Below are 18,823 nucleotides of genomic sequence, written 5' to 3' on the forward strand. Positions count from 1 at the left end.
TTAATTCACCTTGGTAATTTTTACCGTAATGCCTTTGCTCTGACCATATTCAATGGCTCTATTGATTTGTTCCCATTGAGCGCTAGTCGTGGCTTCAGGAATGGCAACTTGTAATTCGCGAGCGGTAATTTGACTTGAAGTAACTGTCACACCCTTCAAGCCAGATTCAGAAAAATTAGCAGCGGCATCAATATTTCCTTTGAGCGATGAATATACTTGGCTCGGATTAGCAAGTTTGGCAGCAGTCGTCGTATCAAGTGTTTTGGCGCTGGTCGCTATACCAGTGGTTTCGTCAAAAAAGTCAAACGTCTTGAAGTTAGGCGGTAGTCGAGAGCCTGCTGGCAGTTGCGTCCCAAGGTAATCCTCCCAAGGCATTCCTTGACCTTGAATACCCTTGCCCCACTCAATCCCAGTAGTAGCACGGTCTACCGCCCCGCTAGTTGCTTTTGCACCACCACCAACGCCCCCCTTCAGCCCACCAGCCCCTACCGAGCCTAAAACGTTCAGCGCGCCCATCACAATGTTGCCGGCTGCCGCCCATGTATCACCGTTATAGGCCTGCACTCCACCGTATGCGACCTGAAGCGCTCCACTTTCGGCGGCGACGAGACGTATGCCCAACCCCAAGCTACCACCCATCACATATAGCGCAGGGGTACCTACATCTGCAAGGTCCTGATAGTTTTGATTGATTCGCAGCGTGCCAAGCGAGTCGAGATAAAGCTGCTCGTTTTGGCTCAACTTGCGATTCACCTGCTCACTGAATCCACCAGGGTACAGCCTGTCCAGTGACGCCTGCTTATCCGCGCTGTAGCTCGCATAGGCGACGGTGTCACTTGGCTTTAACGTCATGGGTGCTGTTAATGCATCAATTTTTGCTTTTGCAACGTCTGGGCCATAAGTCTGTATCAGCGCGTAAGCATATTCCTGCAAATAATCGTTGAGTTGTACCTTGGCAGCATCGGACATTGCATCAGGATCTAGACGATAGCGTTCCATCAGCGCATTTGAGATTTGGTCCAACTGATCCAAGGCGACTAACTTTTTGGCGACCGTGACGCGAGTATCTCTGCTCAACCTCCGTTGCCTTAGCTGATCCAGCAACGTCTGATCGGCGGGGCTCAGGAAATTGTTTTCTACCGCATTCTTCCCGACCTGAGCCGATGCCACAGCAGATAGTGCGTCCTTGCCTGTCACCGCTCCCGCAATACCTGCGGCCAGCGAGGCTAACGCAGAGATTGTTTGTTTTTGTTCTTGCGTCAACTCTTCGTTGCTTAGTCCACCATAAAGCTCCTCTCTGATGAGCCTCGCGGTTTCTTCCGCAACAACGGCGCCTGCCGCTCCCGTTAGAGCCGAGTTACCTCCGGCTCTTGCGATCACTGCACCCAAAACTGCATGGGCCATTAAATTTGCGGTGTCATCCCCTGCAGTCATGTCCTTGACTGTTTGTGCCAAATAAGGAGCTGCGGCACCGGCTAGAGCGCCGCCAATACTGCCGCCAACTAACCCCTGAACGATCGCCGTGACTGCCTGGCTAGCTTTTTGGAAACTGCTGCCGACGCCGTAATCGCTCTGAACTTGTTTGGCAACCTGCTCATTGCTCGGATTGACTACTCCATTGTCGAGCAACTTCTGACGTGCAGCGTTTGATATTTCGCTATCGGGATCGTTGCCCTCTTTTATTCTTGCCGTAGCAATGGCGTCGCCCACCCCCTTAACCAGGTCCATTGAGCTTCTTACAAGCTCCATGCGCTCTTCCATGGCTTTTTGGTCGGGCTTATCAAGTTTCTCGTTGGTATTACTTGTGTTCCGACTCAAACCGACCAGATCATTCGCGCCCGCCGCGTTGCGCACGATGATCGTGCCTTCACTGACAGCGCTGCGTGTTTTACTGCGATCGGAGTCTTCAAGCGCAATGCCAGACAAACCGCCAAGTGACGCACTTCCTGATCCGCCACCGTAGCTGCCGGACACGCTCACACCCGCCGATTGGCTTTTGATATCACTGACATTTTTTATGTCGCTGACGATTAAGCGATCAGTGGTCAGCTGATTCTTTTCAGCGGAGGCTTCACTCGCAATAACCGCCCCTTGAAGCGTGGTGTTTTTTCCAACTTCAAGACTGTATCCCCCCTTCCCCGCAAACAAACCACTCTGATCGGCAACCTGCTTGTACTCAATGCTCATATTGCCTGCTGCAAGGTTTGCAGACGCTGCCACTGTAGAGCCGTAGCAAAACGGAGGAATACAAATGCTGGCACCGAAACCGCCGCTACCTTGCTTGTTTTTCTGTGTTTCGCTGTCCTGGCGAGAAATGATGTTTAGATTGCCATCGATCAACGCCTGGATACTGTCTGCCCGCACCTGAGCCCCAGCGAGTGTCGTGTCGTTACCACTACGCAACAACAATGAGCCAGTGTTTAAAGTAGTGTTAACTTGAGTGACCGAACTTCCGGTACCCATGCTTTTGGCGATCTGCGCCCCCAGGTCCAAGGTGAAGCCATTTTGTTGACCAATATTGAAACTGGCGCCAATGCTGGTTTTACTGTTGGTGCTGTTATTGACCCAATCTGCAGTATTGGTTGCGCTCTCAAGGGTGATGTCATTTTTCGCCAGCAGAAGCGTATTCGCCGCTTTTAGACTACTGCCCAAAACGTGAATATCACCGAGGGTTCCCGCTGTATTACCCGCAGCCGTGATGGTGAGGTCTTTACCTGCGTTGATCGTGCTCTGTTTAGCGGTTTGACTGTTGTACTCGCTGGTACTTTTGCTGTGGGTGTTAGCGAGCTCTGTGCCAATTTTTATTAACGACCCGTTACTGGCAGATCCTCCTTGCTTATCTTTGAAACCTGAACTTTCATCGGAGGTCTGGGATGTCATCCCATTAAGGTTATAAAGCGCCAGTCCCGCCTGAGCCAGCTTCACCGCCTTGAGTCGTGGATCATCGGCATCATTGGCCGCTTTGACCGACGCACGGATACTATTGACAGTATCGACAACAGTTCCCCCGATCACCCGCCCAACAGCAAGACTGCTCGATTTGTCGGTACTGCTCTGGCTCGCACTTTCCATGCCCGCCGCGATGGTCACGTTAGAACCATTCAGGGTCATGTTTTGAGTACTGACCAAGTCACTGGCGATCACGCCGAGATTGCGCCCCGCAGAAAGGTTTACGTTCCCGGCACTGGACCCGATTGTGCTACCAGTCAGTGTAGTTTGAGACGAGGTCCCGGTGTGATTCTGACTGCTGACCGATAGGTGTTGATTGCCGGTGATATCGTCCACGCCAAGGTTATTGGCAGTGAGTACACCCGTTAGGTCGCGGTTCTTTTCTTTATGCAACTCGCTACGGCTGAATGTATTTTCCGCTGCATTAATAGTCAGATCGCGTCCCGCTGTGACTTTAAGGTCTTGTGTACTGACCAGTGACGAACCGGTTACCACTATGTCTCGACGAGCAGCGACATCCACGGTATTACCTGAAATCATGCTACCGACAGCTTTGCTCTGCGTCTCGGAAACCTGATCCTGGACCTTGCTCGATTTCAAGCCGCCCCAACTACTTTTGCTGGAGCTGCTTTCATGGCGGGCGCTGTTCGAATCAGTAGCCGCAACGATCTGGATGTCGTTGCCTGCCACCAGTTGCACGCCGCCTTTATCGGCCGTGATGTCGCTGGCTTTGATCAGCATGTCGTTACTGGCCAGCAACGTAGTGTTCCCGCCGGAGGTTACTGAGCTGGCGACGTTGGTGGTACTGGCCACCTCATCAAGTTGAGTCTTTTTACCTGACGAGTTTTTCTTGGTTTTGCTGTAGAAGCTGTAATCGGTGTCTTCGGCAGACTTAATCGCCAGATCACCACCAGCAACCAAATAAGCCTCATCCCCAGCGCTCACGCGACTGGCAATCAAACTCAGGTCCTTGCCAGCATTCAGCGAGACAGTACCCCCCGCATTCAGCGTAGTAGAAACCTGACTGACATGGTCTTCCTGGCTGACAAACTTCTTGTTCGCACCGTAAGCGTGTTGTTCGTCCGCCGCCGAAGCCAAGGTCAGATCGCCAACTGCGCTCATGCTCACATCGCGTTTGGCGTCGATCTGACTGGCGATCGCGGTGATGTCGCGCCCCGCCATGACGGTCAGGCTTTTTCCCACATCAACCGTCGAGCCGTATTGGGTGACCGTCTCGTTGTGATGCAGCCCACGCTCGCCATTAACGACTTGTTCGGCGGAGACGAGGTTGACGTCACGACCGGCGCTGACCGCGGTGTCGGCACCGCTTTTTAGCACGCCACCAGTGTTGTTGAAGTCTTGCCCAGCCTTGATGGTCAGGCTGTTAGCCGCTTCGATTCGGGCAGCGCTGTTGACGAAGTCAGTACGCTCGCTGATGTTGCCCGTACCACTTTCATGGGTGGTGACGCTGCGTTCGTTGATCACATCGCCGCGGGTAGCGGTGAGTGTCACGTCTTTGCCGGAGATGATGCCGCCGGCCTTGTTCACGAGGTTGTTGCCAGCGAGCAGATCGAGACGGTTGCCCGCCTCCACCAGGCCGCTGTTGACCAGGTCGTTGCTGGCAGTGGCCGACAGGTTGTTGGTGGCGCGCAAAGTGCCGGCGTTGTTCAGGTCCTTGCCGGCGATCAGGGTCACGTCGCTGCCCTGGATCAATGCGCCGTTAGCGGCCAGACGATTGTTGACGTTTGCCAGGTAGAGCACTGGCACCAAGACCTGTTCGCCGTTCACCACGGCGTTTTCCATCCAGACAATGTCGTGGGTCAGGGCCGCGACTTGTTCGGAGGTCAGGGTGACACCCAAGCTCAGGTTGAGCTCGGTTTTGCTGGTGATGGCGTTGCTCATCAGGTATTTGAACAAGCCTTCGTCGGTGGTCTGACCATCGATGAAGCGCTGGCCGGTTCGAGACACGACGGCTTGCTGGATCAGACGCTGTTCATAGAGGCCATCGCCCAACCGTTTGGCGCTGTTGTCCGGGTCGTAACCCAGGTTCGACAGCAGGTAATCCGAACTCATGAACTGTTTGAGGTCGGTCAGGGCCGGGTTGGTCTCGATCAAGTATTTTTGCGGTTTGGACTGTCCACTGTTTGCCGGCAATCCTTGAACCCGGTTGACCGTGATCGCCGTGGTTCGATTGGGTAACCCAGGGCCGCTCGGTGACGTGGCATTGGGCATCGATGCATCAATGGCGCTGGCGTTAACGTCAAGGTTGTTGGCCTGACGCGTTATCGGGTTCAACGCCACTGAACTCGCAGAGGGCTGAGCGACCGCACCTAATTGAATCTCCCGGGCCTGACCAACTGGCAACGGCTGTTCACGCTGGGCAGTGGTGACACTGCCGCCACCCATGCTCCAGCTTTGCGGACCGCTGGTAACCGGGGTGCTGCTGCCTTGTCCGCTCAGGCGAAACAACCCGTTCTGACCGGTAGGCAAGCTGAAGCCGGGAAGCGCTAACGGGTTGACTTGTTGCTGAGCCAGATTGGGTGGAAGTTGCGCATTGATGTAGATCGGCGTCGAGTACGCACTGCCGACTCCGGTGTCAGTTTTGGTGTGACCCGCCGCCACATAGGCATAGTACGGGCGCACCACGCTGTTGTTGATTGTCTGGCCAGCATTGAGCGTCACGGCGCCGCCAGCCTGGATCACGGCGTCGTAGGAACTGCCCGAATTTGTCACCGTGGTGATTGGCTGCTGGATGATGCCGCCACGCAACATGCTGATGAAATGACTCAGGTCGGCTTCAACATTGGCCAAAGGCGTCGGGCTGTTCCTAAGATTGAATGCTGCAGCCTCAAGCAACACGTCATGGATAGCGTCGACGTAGTTCCAGTAGGTGCGGGTGGTGACAATGTCCTGCTCTTGCAGGCCGGTATTGTTGATGGTGCCCGCGTTGACCATCATATTGCCGGTGGCGGCAATGGTACTGCTGGTGTTGTTCAGGGTCTGGGCATTGATCAACGTATCGCCGCCACTGGTGAAGCTCGCGGCCGCACTGCTCGCGTTGACTTTGAGACGGTCGGTCTCGGAAATTTCCCAGAGCCCGTTACGCCGTCCGCGACTGCGGAAGTCGCATCCGGCAATCGGAATCAAATTGCAGTCGAGTTCCTTGATGAAGACGGCGCTTTTCTCTTGCTGGGTGTAATTCAGAATGTCCCGCACGTTATTCACGGTCTGGGCATTGATGGTCAGGTTTCGAGCGCTATAGATGTCACCGGAGCGGTTATCCAGCAGGTCGGCTTGGGCGCTGTCACGGTCCCGGCCGATGTGCACGTCGCTCAGGCCGTAGACCTGGCCATAGTAGTTGGTGAAGTTTGATACCAGCAGGTTCATGTTGCCGCCGCTGGTGATGAGGCCGTTGTTATTAACCAGCGCACCGGTCGTGACGGTCAGGTCGTTACCCGCGCCGATAGTGCCGTAATTGTTGATATTGGCGGCGTTCACCGTCAGGTTGCCGGCAGACGTCAGCCGACCGATGCTGTCCAGCGAGCTGCCGGAATTGATCGTGGTGTCGCCACCGCCAGCGATGCTGGAAGTTGTTTGATCGAGGCTCACTTGCCCCGCACTCAAGCCGAGGTTGCCCTTGCTGCTGAGACGACCGCCGCCCCAGTAACGGGCGCCCAAGCCCACGTTCAGGCTGCCATCACTGGCAATCAAGCCTTGGTTGAACCAGTTGACGCCGCTGCCGTTGAAACTGTCGGAGGCCAACAGTTGGCCGCTGGCAGTCTGGCTGAAGTTGTTAACGTTGACCGTCAGGCGCCCGGCCTGGATGACGTTGCTGTTGTTCCAGGTGTCGGTGCTGATGGTCAAGCCGCCACGGGTGACAAGGGTGCCACCGGCGTTGATGACGTTGGCGGTGGAGATATCGAAGGTGCCGGTGCCGACGTGCAGCAGGCTACCGCCGGTGTTGAGGAAATTGCCGGCGTTGAGGGTCAGGTCGGAGTTTGCGCTTTCGAGGGTGCCGTTACGGTTGTCGAACAGGCCGCCAATCTGGAAGTTGGTTTTGCCGCTGGTGCTCAGTGCGCGCAACTGGCCGGTCTGGTTGTCAAGGCTGGCGGCTTTGATCGCCAGCGTCGTGTCGCTTTCAATGACGCCTACGCGGTTGTTCAGTGCGCCAGTGAGGCTGATGTCAATCTGTTGACCGGCAATCTGCCCATCGTTGTCGCCGCTGTTGTCGAAGTTGTTGCCGGTGACGTTGACCTTGCCTTTGGCGTACAGACCACCGTTGCGGTTGTCGATGTTGCCGGTGTTGACGATGGCGTCGCCGCTTTGCGCGGAAATACGCCCGCCGTAGTTGTCGATGCCTAGGGTGGTCAGGCTCAGGCGTTGGGCCTGGGTGATGCCGCCCTGGCGGTTGTTGTTGAGGTCGTAGCCGTTTTTTAGCACGCCGGTCAGTTGTGCCGTGAAGGCTGCTTGCAAGCTGGAGAGGACGCCGCCACGGTTGTCGACGTTGCCGGCGGTGACGGTCAGGTCGCCAGTCTTGGCGATGATTCGGCCACTCTGGTTATTGATATCGCCGCCGTTGGTGACGGTCAGCGCGCCCTGACTTTGCAGGGTGCCCTTGCCGTTACTGAGGCTGCCGGCGCTGACTTGCAGATCACCGTTCTGGCTGTAGATCAAACCGTCTGCGTCGTTCTGAACGGCACCCGGCGTGGTGATGGTCAGCAGATCATTGGCCGCGACGGTGCCGCGATTGCGGTTGTCCAACCCACCGGTCAGCAACGTCATCAAGCCCTGGCTTGCGAGTTGGCCACCCTGGTTGTTGATTTGCGTGGTGCGTTGAACCAACAACGGGCCAGCGCTAGCCAGTTTGCCGTTGGTGTTGGTCAGGGCGCCCAGCAGGTCCAGCGTTACGGCGGCGTTGCTGGCGATGCTGCCAGCGCTGTTGTCCAGCGTGGTCCCGGTGAAACTCAGGCTCTGTTCGGCGTTGACGATGCCGCTGGCGTTGCCCAGGGTCATGGCTTGCAGGGCCAGGGTTGCGCCGCTGGAAATCAAACCGCCCTGAGCGTTGTTCAATAGGCCACTGACGGTCAGGGTCTGGGCGCCAGCACTCGACAGGATGCCGGTACTGCTGTTATCCAGATTCGCCGCGTTAACGTTGAGGTTGCCCAGGCTGACCAGCGCACCGTTACCGCTGTTGAGCAGGTCACCACTGACCGTGACGTTCATATCGCCGGCCAGATTGTTCGCGGCATCGGTATGACCGCTCGACAGCGTGCCGTTGTTGCGGTTGTCCAGGCTCTTGGCGGTCAGGCTCAGGCCTTTCCAGCCAGAGATCACGCCGCTCTGGTTGTTCACGGTGTCGGCGTTCACCGTCAGCACATCGTTGCTGATCAGTTTGCCGGCGCTGTTATCCAGGGCACGGGTGTTCAAATCGATACGTTGGTTGCTGGAGATTTCACCGCCATGGTTATTCAGGTCACGCAGGTGTTGAAGGTTCAGTGTGCCCTTCGTCGTGATCAGGCCGCCGCTGTTATTGAGGTCACCGGTGGCCGCGCCAAAATCGATGGCAATGGCGCTGCCCAACAGCGAGCCGTTCTGGTTGTTGAGCCCGCTGCTATCGATGGTCAGGCCGGTGGTAGCATTGATCAGGCCCTGATTCTGATTGTTCAGCAGGCCATAGAGATTGAGGTCGAGGTTGGCACGGCTGGTCAGGGTGCCGCCGCTGTTGTCCAGGCTGGCGGCTTTGACGTCCAGCGCGGCGGCGCCGATCAGGCCTTTGATGTTGGTCAGGGCCTGGTCGATGCGCAGGGTCAGGGCCTGATTGCTCAGCAACTTGCCGTTGCTGTTATCCAGACTGCGAGCCGCCACGGTGAACGCCTGAGCGCTGGAAATTTCACCGCCGTCGTTGTTGATGTCCTCAAGGTTTTTGAGCATCAGCAATGGCGCGCTGATCAAACCGTTCTGATTGTTCAACTGACCCTGATTCATATCCAGCGTCAGGGACGTGTTACTGAAGAGCTGACCGCCCTGCTGATCCAGGCCGGTGACCGTCGCGTTCAGTGCGCCGGCACTGGCGATACGACCGCCGTCCTGGTTAGTCAGTTGGGTGGCGGTCAGGTCCAGCGAACTGCCGCTGTTTAAACGTCCGTTGTGGCTGTTATCGAGCGACCCTGTGTTAACCACGACCGCCCCTTTGCCACTGATGCGGCCCTTGTTGCTGTTGTCGAGGCTGGCACTTTTGAGGGTCAGGCCGGCGTCGGTAACAATCTCGCCGCCCTGATTGAGCACGATGTCAGTGGTGGTCAAGGTCAGCGGGCCTGCGGCGGACAAACTGCCGAGGGTGTTGGTCAGGCTGGCGGCCGTGAGGTCGAGCGTCCCTTCAGCACTGAGCAGGCCCTGAGTGTTGTTCAGATCACCCGAGAGGTCAGCCTTAAGGTTTTTCTGGCTCGACAGCGAGCCCGCGCTGTTGTCCAGATCATGGCCAGTCAACGTCAGGTCGGTCTTGCCGGACAGCAGGCCTTTGGCGCGGTTGAGCACGTGGTCGACCGTCAGGGCCAATGCGCCTTGCGCGACCACCTGACCAGCGTCGCTGTTGTCTAGTTGGTTGCCGACTACCGTGATGTCTGATTGGCTCGACAGTTCACCGGCACGGTTGTCGATAGACCCGACATTCAATTGCAAGGCGTTGTTCGCGCCGACCAGTCCGCCGTTGCGGTTGTCGAGGCTGGTGCCGGTCAGGGTCAGGCCACCGGTTGCGACCAGTTGCCCGCCCTGGTTATTGAAGGTCGAAACCGTAGTGTTGACGTCGGATTTACCGGCGATCTGGCCGCCGCTGTTGTCCACGCTGTCGGCGCTCAGTTGCACATCACCGTCAGCGATGAGCGTGCCGTCGTGGTTGACCATCTGATCGTCAACCGCGACCCCGAGGGTGCCGCGACTGCTGATCAGACCACCGCTGTTGTCCAGACGCGCACTGTGTATATCAAGCGTCTGGGCGGAGATCAGGCCTTTGACGCTGGCCAGCAGTTGATCGATGCGCAGGGTCAGGCCCTGGTTGCTGATCAACTTGCCGTTGCCGTTATCAAGGTTGCTGGCAGCCAGCGTGAAGGCCTGGGCGCTGGAAATTTCACCGCCCTGGTTGTTGACGTCCTTGAGGTTTTTCAACATCAGCAACGGTGCGTTGATCAAACCGTTCTGGTTGTTCAACTGGCCCTGATTCAGGTCCAGGCTGAGGGAGGTTTTGCTGAACAGTTGACCGCCCTGCTGATCGAAACCGGTGACACTGGCGGTCAACGCCTTGTTACTGGCGATGCGGCTGGCCAAACCGTTGCTGACCTGCGCTGCGCTCAAGTCGAGCGTGTCGCCGCTGATCAACTGACCGCCCTGGGTGTTGTCGAACGCGCCGGTTGTCACAGCGGTCGCCTGTTTGCCGCTGATCAAGCCTTTTTGGCTGTTGTCGAGGCTGGCGCTATTGAGGGTCAAGGTGCTGTCGGTGCTGATCGAACCGCCCTGATTCTTCAGGATGCCCGTAGTAGTCAGCGCCAGTGCGCCAGCGCTCGACAGGCTGCCGCCAGTGCTATCGAGACTGCCGGCGTTGACGATCAGGGTGCCTTCGCTGCTGATCAGACCGGCGACGTTACTCAGGGCATTGTCGAGGCGGATATCCAGGCCTTGCTGGGTGACGAGGCTGCCACCGCTGTTGTCCAGGCTATGGCCGGTGACCGTGGTCGCGCCTTTGCTGAACAGTTGGCCTTTGGTCTGGTTGATGATCTGCGCCACTTTCAGGCTCAGGTCGGTGCCGGCCAGAATCTTGCCGCTGTCGCTGTTGTTCAGTTGCGAACCTTGCAGGCTGACATCGACGGCGCTGGAGATTTCGCCGCCACGGTTGTCCACGGCATCGACATTGAGTTTCAGCGCTTTTGTCGCGCCTACCAGACCACCGCTCCGGTTATCCAGCCCCTGGCCGGTCAGGGTCAACGTACCTTGAGCGACCAGTTCACCGCCCAGGTTGGTGAACTGCGCAACGTTGGCGATCAGATCGGTTTGACTGGCGATGCGACCGCCGCTGTTATCGACGCTGGTTGCGTCCAGATGGACCGGCCCCACGGCGCTCAACAAGCCGCCGAGGTTGTCCAGGTGCGTGCCGGTAAAGTTGATCGCTGCCTGGCTGTTGAGCAGCCCTTTCTGACCGTTATTCAGCTGCCCGACGTTCAATTGCAACGCATTGGAGGCGCGCACTTTGCCAGTGCGGTTGTCCAGCGAATCGCTGCGCAGGGTCAGGCGATCCTTGCCGGACAGGCTGCCGTTGCGGTTGTCGAGACTGCCGGTCTGCAGGTCGACCGCGCCTTTGGCGATGAGGTCACCGTTCTGGTTATCGAACAGGCCGGTGATATTCGCGCTCAGGCTGCCATCGCTGACAAGACTGCCGGCATGGCTGTTGTCCAGGCTGGCGGCGTTGATACTGACGTTCTTCCCGGAGCCCAGCACACCGTTCTGGTTATTCAGTGCACCGATCAAGCCGATGTTCAGTGCGACGTCACCGGTCACCTGGCCATCGCTGTTGTCCAGCGACGAGGCATTAACGGTGGTGTTACCGGCGCTGGAAACCTCGCCGTTGTGGTTGTTCAACAGCCCGACATTGGCGGTCAGATTGCCTTGGCTGGTGATGACCCCCAGGGTGTTGAACACCTGATTGGCCGCCAGATTCAGCGTGCTGTTGCCCATCACCCGACTGTTGTTCTGGTTGTCCAGCGTACCGGCGACGATGTTGGTGGTTTGCCCGCTGAGCGTGCCGCCCTGGTTGGTCAGCGTCTGGGCGGTATTGATCGACAGGTTGCGGCTGGCGATCACGCTTTTGCCGGTGTTGTTGAGGTTCTGCGCGACGAGACTCACGTCGCCGCTGGCGTTGCGGCTGTTATCGGCATTCACCCCAGCTTCGATAATGCCGCCGTTGGTCAACTGGCCGCCTGCCGTGAGGGTGATGCTGTCCCGGGCCGCAAGGTTCTGTTGGTTGTTCAGGTTGCCCTGGGTTTGCACATTGAGCGTGCTGCCGGCGTAAACCGGTCCCTGGGCATCAAGGCTGGCGGCTTTGACGTTGACTGCGCCGGTAGCCGACGTCTGGGCCATCGTCAGTTGGCCATTGGCGTCGATCTGGATATCCCCGCCACTGGCGGCCAGGTTACCCGCCAGTTTCACACCGACCCCAGCCTCGGTACCGACCAGTTTGATCGCCCCGGCGTACATGCCGCCGAGCGCCGAGGAGTCGATGGCCAGTTCCGGTTTCGCACTGCCGTCATTCGCCCGAGCCGTGGCGTTAAGAGTGTCCGCGTTAACGTCGTTGCGACCGGCAATGATCGTCAGGTTATTCGCCTGGATTTCGGCGTTGATCTTTGCGCTGCGGGTGATGATTTCGAAGCGGTCAACGTTGTTGGCGTTAAGCCCGGCGCCGTCGATGCTGACAGTGCCCTGATCGACCTGAAAACGATCCAGCCGACCCGCGCCATCCAGCACCGGTTTGCCAGTGGTGAGCGTCACGCGCGGCGTATTGATAAAGCCGCAACCGTTGCAACTGATGCCGTACGGGTTGGCGACGATCACCCGTGCCGACTGCCCCGCCACTTCGGTGTAGCCGCGCAACTGACTCGGGCTGCCACCGACCACTTCGTTAAGGATGGTTTGCGCCGCAGCCCGGTTGATCAGGTTGGGGTTGCCAACAATGATCCCGCCCAATTGCGTCGTGCCGGTCTGAGCATTGACGTTGTTGAGGATCACGCCCTGGACGCCGACGTTGTAATCGTGGAACTGGTTGTGCGACAGCCCGCTGCCATTGGGCGTGGCGATGTTGACGATCGGCACGCCATTGCCCGCCTGGCCGAGGCTGGTCCCCGGATTGGCCACCACAATCCCTTCGGCCTGCGCCCACATCGGCTGCCAGAACATGACGTTGGCCAGCAGGAACGCCACGCCGCGTTTGGGCATGCCCCAGAAGTGCTCGCGGGTTTTCACGACCGCAGAAGGCTGGCGCGCGAGGAAGGCGTATTGGCGAACGTCCATGTCGGAGGTCTCGAAAAGGCGTAATTAAAGAAAGAAATCCAGGCGGAAATAGATCGGCGCTTCGCGCTCGGTCAGTGCATCCGGGCGTTCCAGGGAGTGGGCAAACGTCATGCTGGCGGCCAGGTGCTGGCCACGGGCGAACAGCTCCACCGAGTTGCTGGACATCCGCCCATGCTGATCGCCGTTGTAGCGATTGGCGCTGATCACGCCTTGGTCATAACCGAGGCTGGTGCCGTATTCGGCGAACACCGGGCGCAACCATTCGAGGTTGATCGGACGGCTCCAGCGCAGGTCATTGCGCCAATAGCCGCCGCTGTCGCCGGACAAGGATTGATCCTTGTAGCCACGGATCGACGATTGCCCGCCGAGGCTGGTGCGTTGTGGGCTGAACAGCACATCTTCGCTGTGCTGGCCGGTCATCAGGCTGCTGAAACTGAACGACTCGCCCCACAGCTTGAACGGCTGCAAGTAGCTCACGGTGCCGGTGTATTTGCGGTAGCGCGCGTCCGGCTCGCCGGGGCCCGGATGACCGTTGCCTTGCGCGTCGAGGATGCCGATACCTTCCTGCATCCCCAAGTCCAGGTTGACGAACGCACTGCCAACCCGTCGACCGTGGTTGATACCGAACTGCGCTTCGCTGATGCGATTGCTGCTCAGCTTGAGCTTGCTGTCTTCGATGAAGTTGTTGGTGCGCAGGTACGACAAACCGGTGCTGATGGACGTCTTGCTCACGGCATCGCGATGGATCACCCGCTCGGCGTGCAGCACATGGTTTTCACTGTCGCCGGTCTGTTTGAAATCAAAGAGATTGGCTTGCGCCACCGAGCGGTACTCGCTCTGGCTGTAGGTGTAGCTGAAGTTCCACCAGCCCCAGGGCAGGCTGTAATTGAGCATCGCGTTGTTGGACGTGTGCTGATGATCGGTCACCGCATCGTGCCCGCCGCGCAGGTTCAACTGGTCCGCCAGGCCCAAGGGACTGTCCCAATCCAACGTGGTGCCCCACTGCTGTTCGCCGGTGCTTCGCTGACCGTCATTGCTGCGGGACAACCCGGTACGCCAGGGTTTTTGCGGGGTGTTCTTGACCAGCACTTCACTGCCACCGACGGCCTTGCCTGGGGACAACTCCATCTGCGCCTGATTCGATGGCAAGCGATTCAACTGATCGACCATCTGTTCGATTTCTCGCAGATTGACCAACTCCCCCGCCTTGCCGGGAAACGCCATGCCCAGCTCACGCTCCGACAGCTTGCTGCCCTCCGCGCCCTTCAACCCCTCCAGCTTGCCCTCGACCACCAGCACCTTCAGATGCCCCGCAGACAAGTCCTGCTGTGGCAAATACGCACGGCTGGTGACCAGGCCTTTCTCGATGTAATGGTCGGTGATGACCTTGAGCAATTCATTGAGCTGGGTGACGCCCAGGCACTGGTCGATAAAAGGCTTGAGCAGGCGATTTTTCTCGTCGTCCGAGAGACTGTCGGCGCCTTTGAGTTCGATGTCCTTGATGGGAAAACAGCGGGCATCGGCAGGGGCTGCCGGTTGCGTTGGCTTGGCTTCCTTGCCGGGTAGTTCCTTGAGTTCTTCGAGACGACGGCGTTGCTCGTCGAGGAGCCGATCCTGGCGTTCACGGATCAGGTCGGTATCACCAGGAGTAGGGGCAGCGTAAGCAAGATTCAGTGGAGAAAGGCACAGCAAAGCCAGGCACAACCTCGCCACGAGGGCGGGTGGGTACATGTTCGATCCCTCGAATTGGAGAGTAGTAGCACAATAATGGCGCGATATTAGATGGCCACTATTTTGGCGTCAATAAATGGATCTATCCAAGAGTCGGTGCCGACGAACGGTAGGCTTGCGGGAATTGGGTGAGAGTCACGCGAGGGGTGACTAGAGAGGGAATTTCAAACGTTCACTGACTTCTTGAGCTATCGCTTCCACGATCGATTTGGGCCCTTCGATCGTCAACCCCATGTACGTCTCGGACTCGATAGCTATTAGTTCACCAGATACTTTAACGCGTGCCGTATCAAGTTCCTGAGAGCCACCTACTCCCCAGAAACCGCCCGCGCCGACAGCGCCTCGTGATCGGAGTACTGCAACCAACGTGGCCCTTAATACATCGTCGTACTCATCGCCGAGCCGGATGCTGATGGTTTCAGTAGTCATTGAAATACCTGGCCAACCCATTCCCTAGATTTTCGAAACACCTGAACAGTTTCGCCCAGACTCAGGCAGACCATTCTGATATCAATATAGTGGCCTTACGATGGACAGCCGTAAATAGCCCATCACCGACCTTCGTCAGCTCTCGCACCTGCGCTGAACTTTTTTCACCCGACAACCCTCAACCGGATAACCCGCCTTAACCGGAACTGAGGCCTGCCCCATGAAAACCCTGCTGAAACTAACCCTCGCCGCCACCCTCGCCTGCGCCCTGCCCGCTTGGGCCTGCACACCCGAGGAAGCCACCGCCAAGCGCGAACAACTGGCCAAGGAAGTGACCAAGCTCACCCAGCAAAATCCGAAGAAGGCCAAGGAGATCAACGATGAGTTGCAGAAGATGGATCTGGGGACGGCTAGCGCGGATCTGCCGGACAAGTGCCAGTTGATTGATCAGCGGTTGAAAGAGCTGGATGCGGCGGACAAGAAGGCTGAGGGTTAAGAGCAAGATCAAAGGATCGCAGCCTTCGGCAGCTCCGGGATTTGTGTTTGTCCGATAAACGTCGGTCGTACGCAACCCCCTATAGGAGCTGCCGAAGGCTGCGATCTTTTGAACTGGAATTTGCATTAGTGCATTTAATTATTTGCATAAACGCATATTCGTGCCTAAGGTTACGTCGAGCCTGGATCGGAGCCGGCCATTCAACATGGCAAACCGCACACGCCGATCGCTCAGCAACACCGCTTCACACGCACTAGCTGGACGCTAGTTTTCACTCATGGAGGATTGAAAATGTTAACCACTGAAGCAACACAATTCACCGGCGCGACACTGCCAAGGTGCCTGACCGGTCATCTGCTCAACCCGCACCTGGTCGACGTCGAGTCGGCGGCACCACTCAATGCACTGGCCGCTGCCAGCCTCAACTTCACGATGCAGCCACAAACCCAGACCAACTGGTGCTGGGCGGCAGTCTCGGCCTCGGTCGGCAACTATTACGGCACCGGGTCCTGGACCCAATGCGGCGTGGCCACCGCCGCGCTGGACCGTAACTGCTGCAATCAGCCAGGGCCGTGCAACGTGTATGGCTATCTGGATTCAGCCTTGAGGATCACCCGCAGTTTCAACGGCATGAATCAAGGCTCGTTGCAGATGCCGGCCATTCAGAACCAGATCAACATGGGCCGACCTATCGGTTTGCGCTGTGCCTGGTACGGCGGCGGTGCGCACTTCCTGACGATCTATGGCACCAACGGCAACTACGTGTTGATCGCGGATTCCATCTACGGTTACTCGACCCGCGCGCTGAACTCGTTCCCCGGTTCGTACAACGGCGGCGGCAACTGGACCAACACTTATTTCACCGTGAAAAACTAGGAGGGCGACATCATGCAACTGACTTATCCAAAGGCGCCTTCCAACGGCGTACAGACATTGCGTCCGGCGCTGCAAGCCGCCCTGCAAACCCAAGGCTTCGGCATCAATCGCCAGTTTGCCAGCGCCACGGCCAGCAAGATTAGCCTCAGCGAGGCGTACCGTGGCTACTCGCTCAGCCTGGAGGACTTGAGCCACGGCAAAGGTTTGAAAGACGCCAAGGTCGGCGATTGGCATTACCTGGTGTTTTCCGATGGCGTGACGATTGCCGACGCGCAATTGGCCGATGTTCGCGGTCATGTCGAGTTCGCCTCGCTGAACCACGGGGCCATCGCGGCCGCCACAGTCGGTGCGTTGAAACTGGCAGAGCAGTCGCCGCAACTGCAGGGTAAAACCGTGGAACTGCGGGTACTGTTTGTTTCGGCGGTGCACCTGGTGGCGATCTGGCTGCATGCGGACGGTGAAGACGTGCTGATCCCGATTGAGCCGACGCCCAAGGAACTGGCGGTCACTCGGCTGTACAGCGAGGCCGCGCTGCTGGCTTTGCTCAAACCGGTGGCGGATCAGGCCAAGCAACGCTTTGATGCGGACACCAGTGGGCTGTTGGGGAGCTGATAAACGCTGGAGATAAAAAAACCCGGACATTTGTCCGGGTTTTTTATTGGGTCATTCAGGTGCAACACAGAACCTGTGGCGAGGGAGCTTGCTCCCGCTGGACTGCGCAGCTGTCCTTTCTTTTAGGGTCGCTTCGCGCCCCAGCGGGAGCAAGCTCCCTCGCCACAACAAGCTCCCTCGCCACAGCTTTACTCAGCAGCTGGCGCTTCCGGCTTGCGGCGCTTGAGCGGCGCCATGCCGTCCTTGCTGACCAGCGACAGGGCGTCGGTCTTTGGACGGTTAGCGATCTTGCGCTTGGTCGGGGCCTTGGCGCCGGTTTTCTTCTTGTCGCCTTTGGCGTCGACTTTTTTCTTCTTCACACCAACGGCTTTGCCCGAAGCCTTGACCTTTTTCGGTCCGCCGTAGGTGCCTTTGACTTCCTTGATGGTGCGGCGCTCGAAGCTCTGCTTGAGATAGCGCTCGACGCTCGACATCAGGTTCCAGTCGCCGTGGCAGATCAGCGAAATGGCCAGGCCATCGTTACCGGCACGCCCGGTACGACCGATGCGGTGAACGTATTCGTCGCCGCTGCGTGGCATGTCGAAGTTGATCACCAGATCCAGGCCTTCCACGTCGAGGCCGCGAGCGGCGACGTCGGTGGCCACGAGGATTTTCACGCCGCCCTGCTTCAGACGGTCGATCGCCAGTTTGCGATCCTTCTGGTCCTTGTCACCGTGCAGCACGAACGCTTTGTATTCCTGCGCCACCAGACGGCCGTAGATACGGTCGGCCATGGCCCGGGTGTTGGTGAACACGATGGCCTTCTGATAGGTCTCGTTGGCCAGCAGCCAGTTCACGATCTGTTCTTTGTGCTGGTTGTGGTCAGCGGTGATGATCTGCTGACGGGTGGTCGCGTTCAGGTCGCTGACGTTGTTGAGCTGCAAGTGCTCAGGGTTGTTCAAGACCTTGGCAACCATGTCGCGCAAACCCGAACCGCCGGTGGTAGCGGAGAACAGCATGGTCTGCTGGCGGTTGGTGCACTCTGCCACCAGACGCTGCACGTCTTCGGCAAAGCCCATGTCGAGCATGCGGTCGGCTTCGTCGAGCACCAGTACTTCAACTTCTTTCAAGTCGAGGTTGCCGGCGTTCAATTGCTCGATCATCCGGCCCGGCGTACCGATCAGGATGTCCGGCACCTTGCGCAACATGGCGGCCTGGACCTTGAAGTCTTCACCGCCGGTGATCAGGCCGGACTTGATGAACGTGTACTGGGCGAAGCGCTCGACTTCCTTGATGGTCTGCTGGGCCAACTCGCGAGTCGGCAGCAGGATCAGGGTCTTGATGCTGACGCGGACTTTCGCCGGGCCGATCAGACGGTTGAGGATCGGCAAAACAAAAGCAGCGGTCTTGCCGCTGCCGGTTTGCGCTGTCACCCGCAGGTCACGCCCTTGGAGCGCCAGCGGAATAGCCGCTGCTTGCACAGGCGTTGGCTCGACAAATTTAAGCTCGGCCACGGCTTTGAGCAGGCGTTCGTGCAGGGCGAATTGGGAAAACACGGGTGCTACCTCGAAGAAATACAAAAAAACAGCTGCTTAGGGTAACGGTTTCGAGCGCTAAGGCCGAGTTTCTTTATACAAACGACAGTAAACAGTAGCTTTTTTGTTGCCTGAAATGTCTCCAAACGTCATCCACAGCGTCTTA

7 protein-coding genes are annotated in these 18,823 nt (G+C 58.0%); 3 read left to right on the plus strand and 4 right to left on the minus strand.

Features of this window, described 5'->3' with window-relative positions; genetic code table 11:
• The 3 genes from HKK53_RS12770 to HKK53_RS12780 all read right to left on the minus strand — a co-directional run bounded on the left by HKK53_RS12770 (window position 1) and on the right by HKK53_RS12780 (window position 15,159).
• Window positions 1-12,999 carry a two-partner secretion domain-containing protein gene (locus HKK53_RS12770; RefSeq protein WP_178117452.1) on the minus strand — a complete coding sequence of 4,333 codons (12,999 nt, stop codon included), beginning with the start codon at window positions 12,997-12,999 and terminating at the stop codon, window positions 1-3.
• 24 nt (window positions 13,000-13,023) lie between these two features.
• Entirely contained in the window at window positions 13,024-14,730 is a 1,707-nt protein-coding gene (locus HKK53_RS12775) for a ShlB/FhaC/HecB family hemolysin secretion/activation protein (RefSeq protein WP_169371107.1), read from the minus strand.
• Window positions 14,731-14,880: 150 nt separating this feature from the next.
• A complete protein-coding gene (locus tag HKK53_RS12780; protein WP_169371108.1) occupies window positions 14,881-15,159 on the minus strand; it encodes a hypothetical protein in 279 nt (92 codons plus the stop codon).
• A 220-nt stretch (window positions 15,160-15,379) separates the two neighbouring features.
• Here HKK53_RS12780 and HKK53_RS12785 point away from each other — a divergent pair, with 220 nt between their 5' ends.
• From HKK53_RS12785 to HKK53_RS12795, 3 genes are all read left to right on the plus strand, one after another.
• Window positions 15,380-15,655: a hypothetical protein gene (locus tag HKK53_RS12785; RefSeq protein ID WP_169371109.1), complete on the plus strand. Its 276-nt coding sequence runs from the start codon at window positions 15,380-15,382 to the stop codon at window positions 15,653-15,655.
• A gap of 291 nt (window positions 15,656-15,946) precedes the next feature.
• Complete coding sequence (locus HKK53_RS12790) at window positions 15,947-16,531, plus strand: papain-like cysteine protease family protein (RefSeq protein WP_169371110.1); 585 nt, start codon at window positions 15,947-15,949, stop codon at window positions 16,529-16,531.
• 12 nt (window positions 16,532-16,543) lie between these two features.
• The gene (locus HKK53_RS12795; RefSeq protein WP_169371111.1) at window positions 16,544-17,143 is read left to right on the plus strand and encodes a hypothetical protein; all 600 of its coding nucleotides are present in this window, start codon (window positions 16,544-16,546) and stop codon (window positions 17,141-17,143) included.
• Between the two features lie 188 nt (window positions 17,144-17,331).
• On the opposite strand, the gene HKK53_RS12800 is transcribed toward HKK53_RS12795, so the two are convergent.
• Window positions 17,332-18,678, minus strand: a complete 1,347-nt coding sequence (locus HKK53_RS12800) for a DEAD/DEAH box helicase (protein WP_123406347.1) — start codon at window positions 18,676-18,678, stop codon at window positions 17,332-17,334.
• Window positions 18,679-18,823: the final 145 nt, after the last annotated feature.

It is taken from the genome of Pseudomonas sp. ADAK7, assembly GCF_012935675.1.
GTDB lineage: Bacteria > Pseudomonadota > Gammaproteobacteria > Pseudomonadales > Pseudomonadaceae > Aquipseudomonas.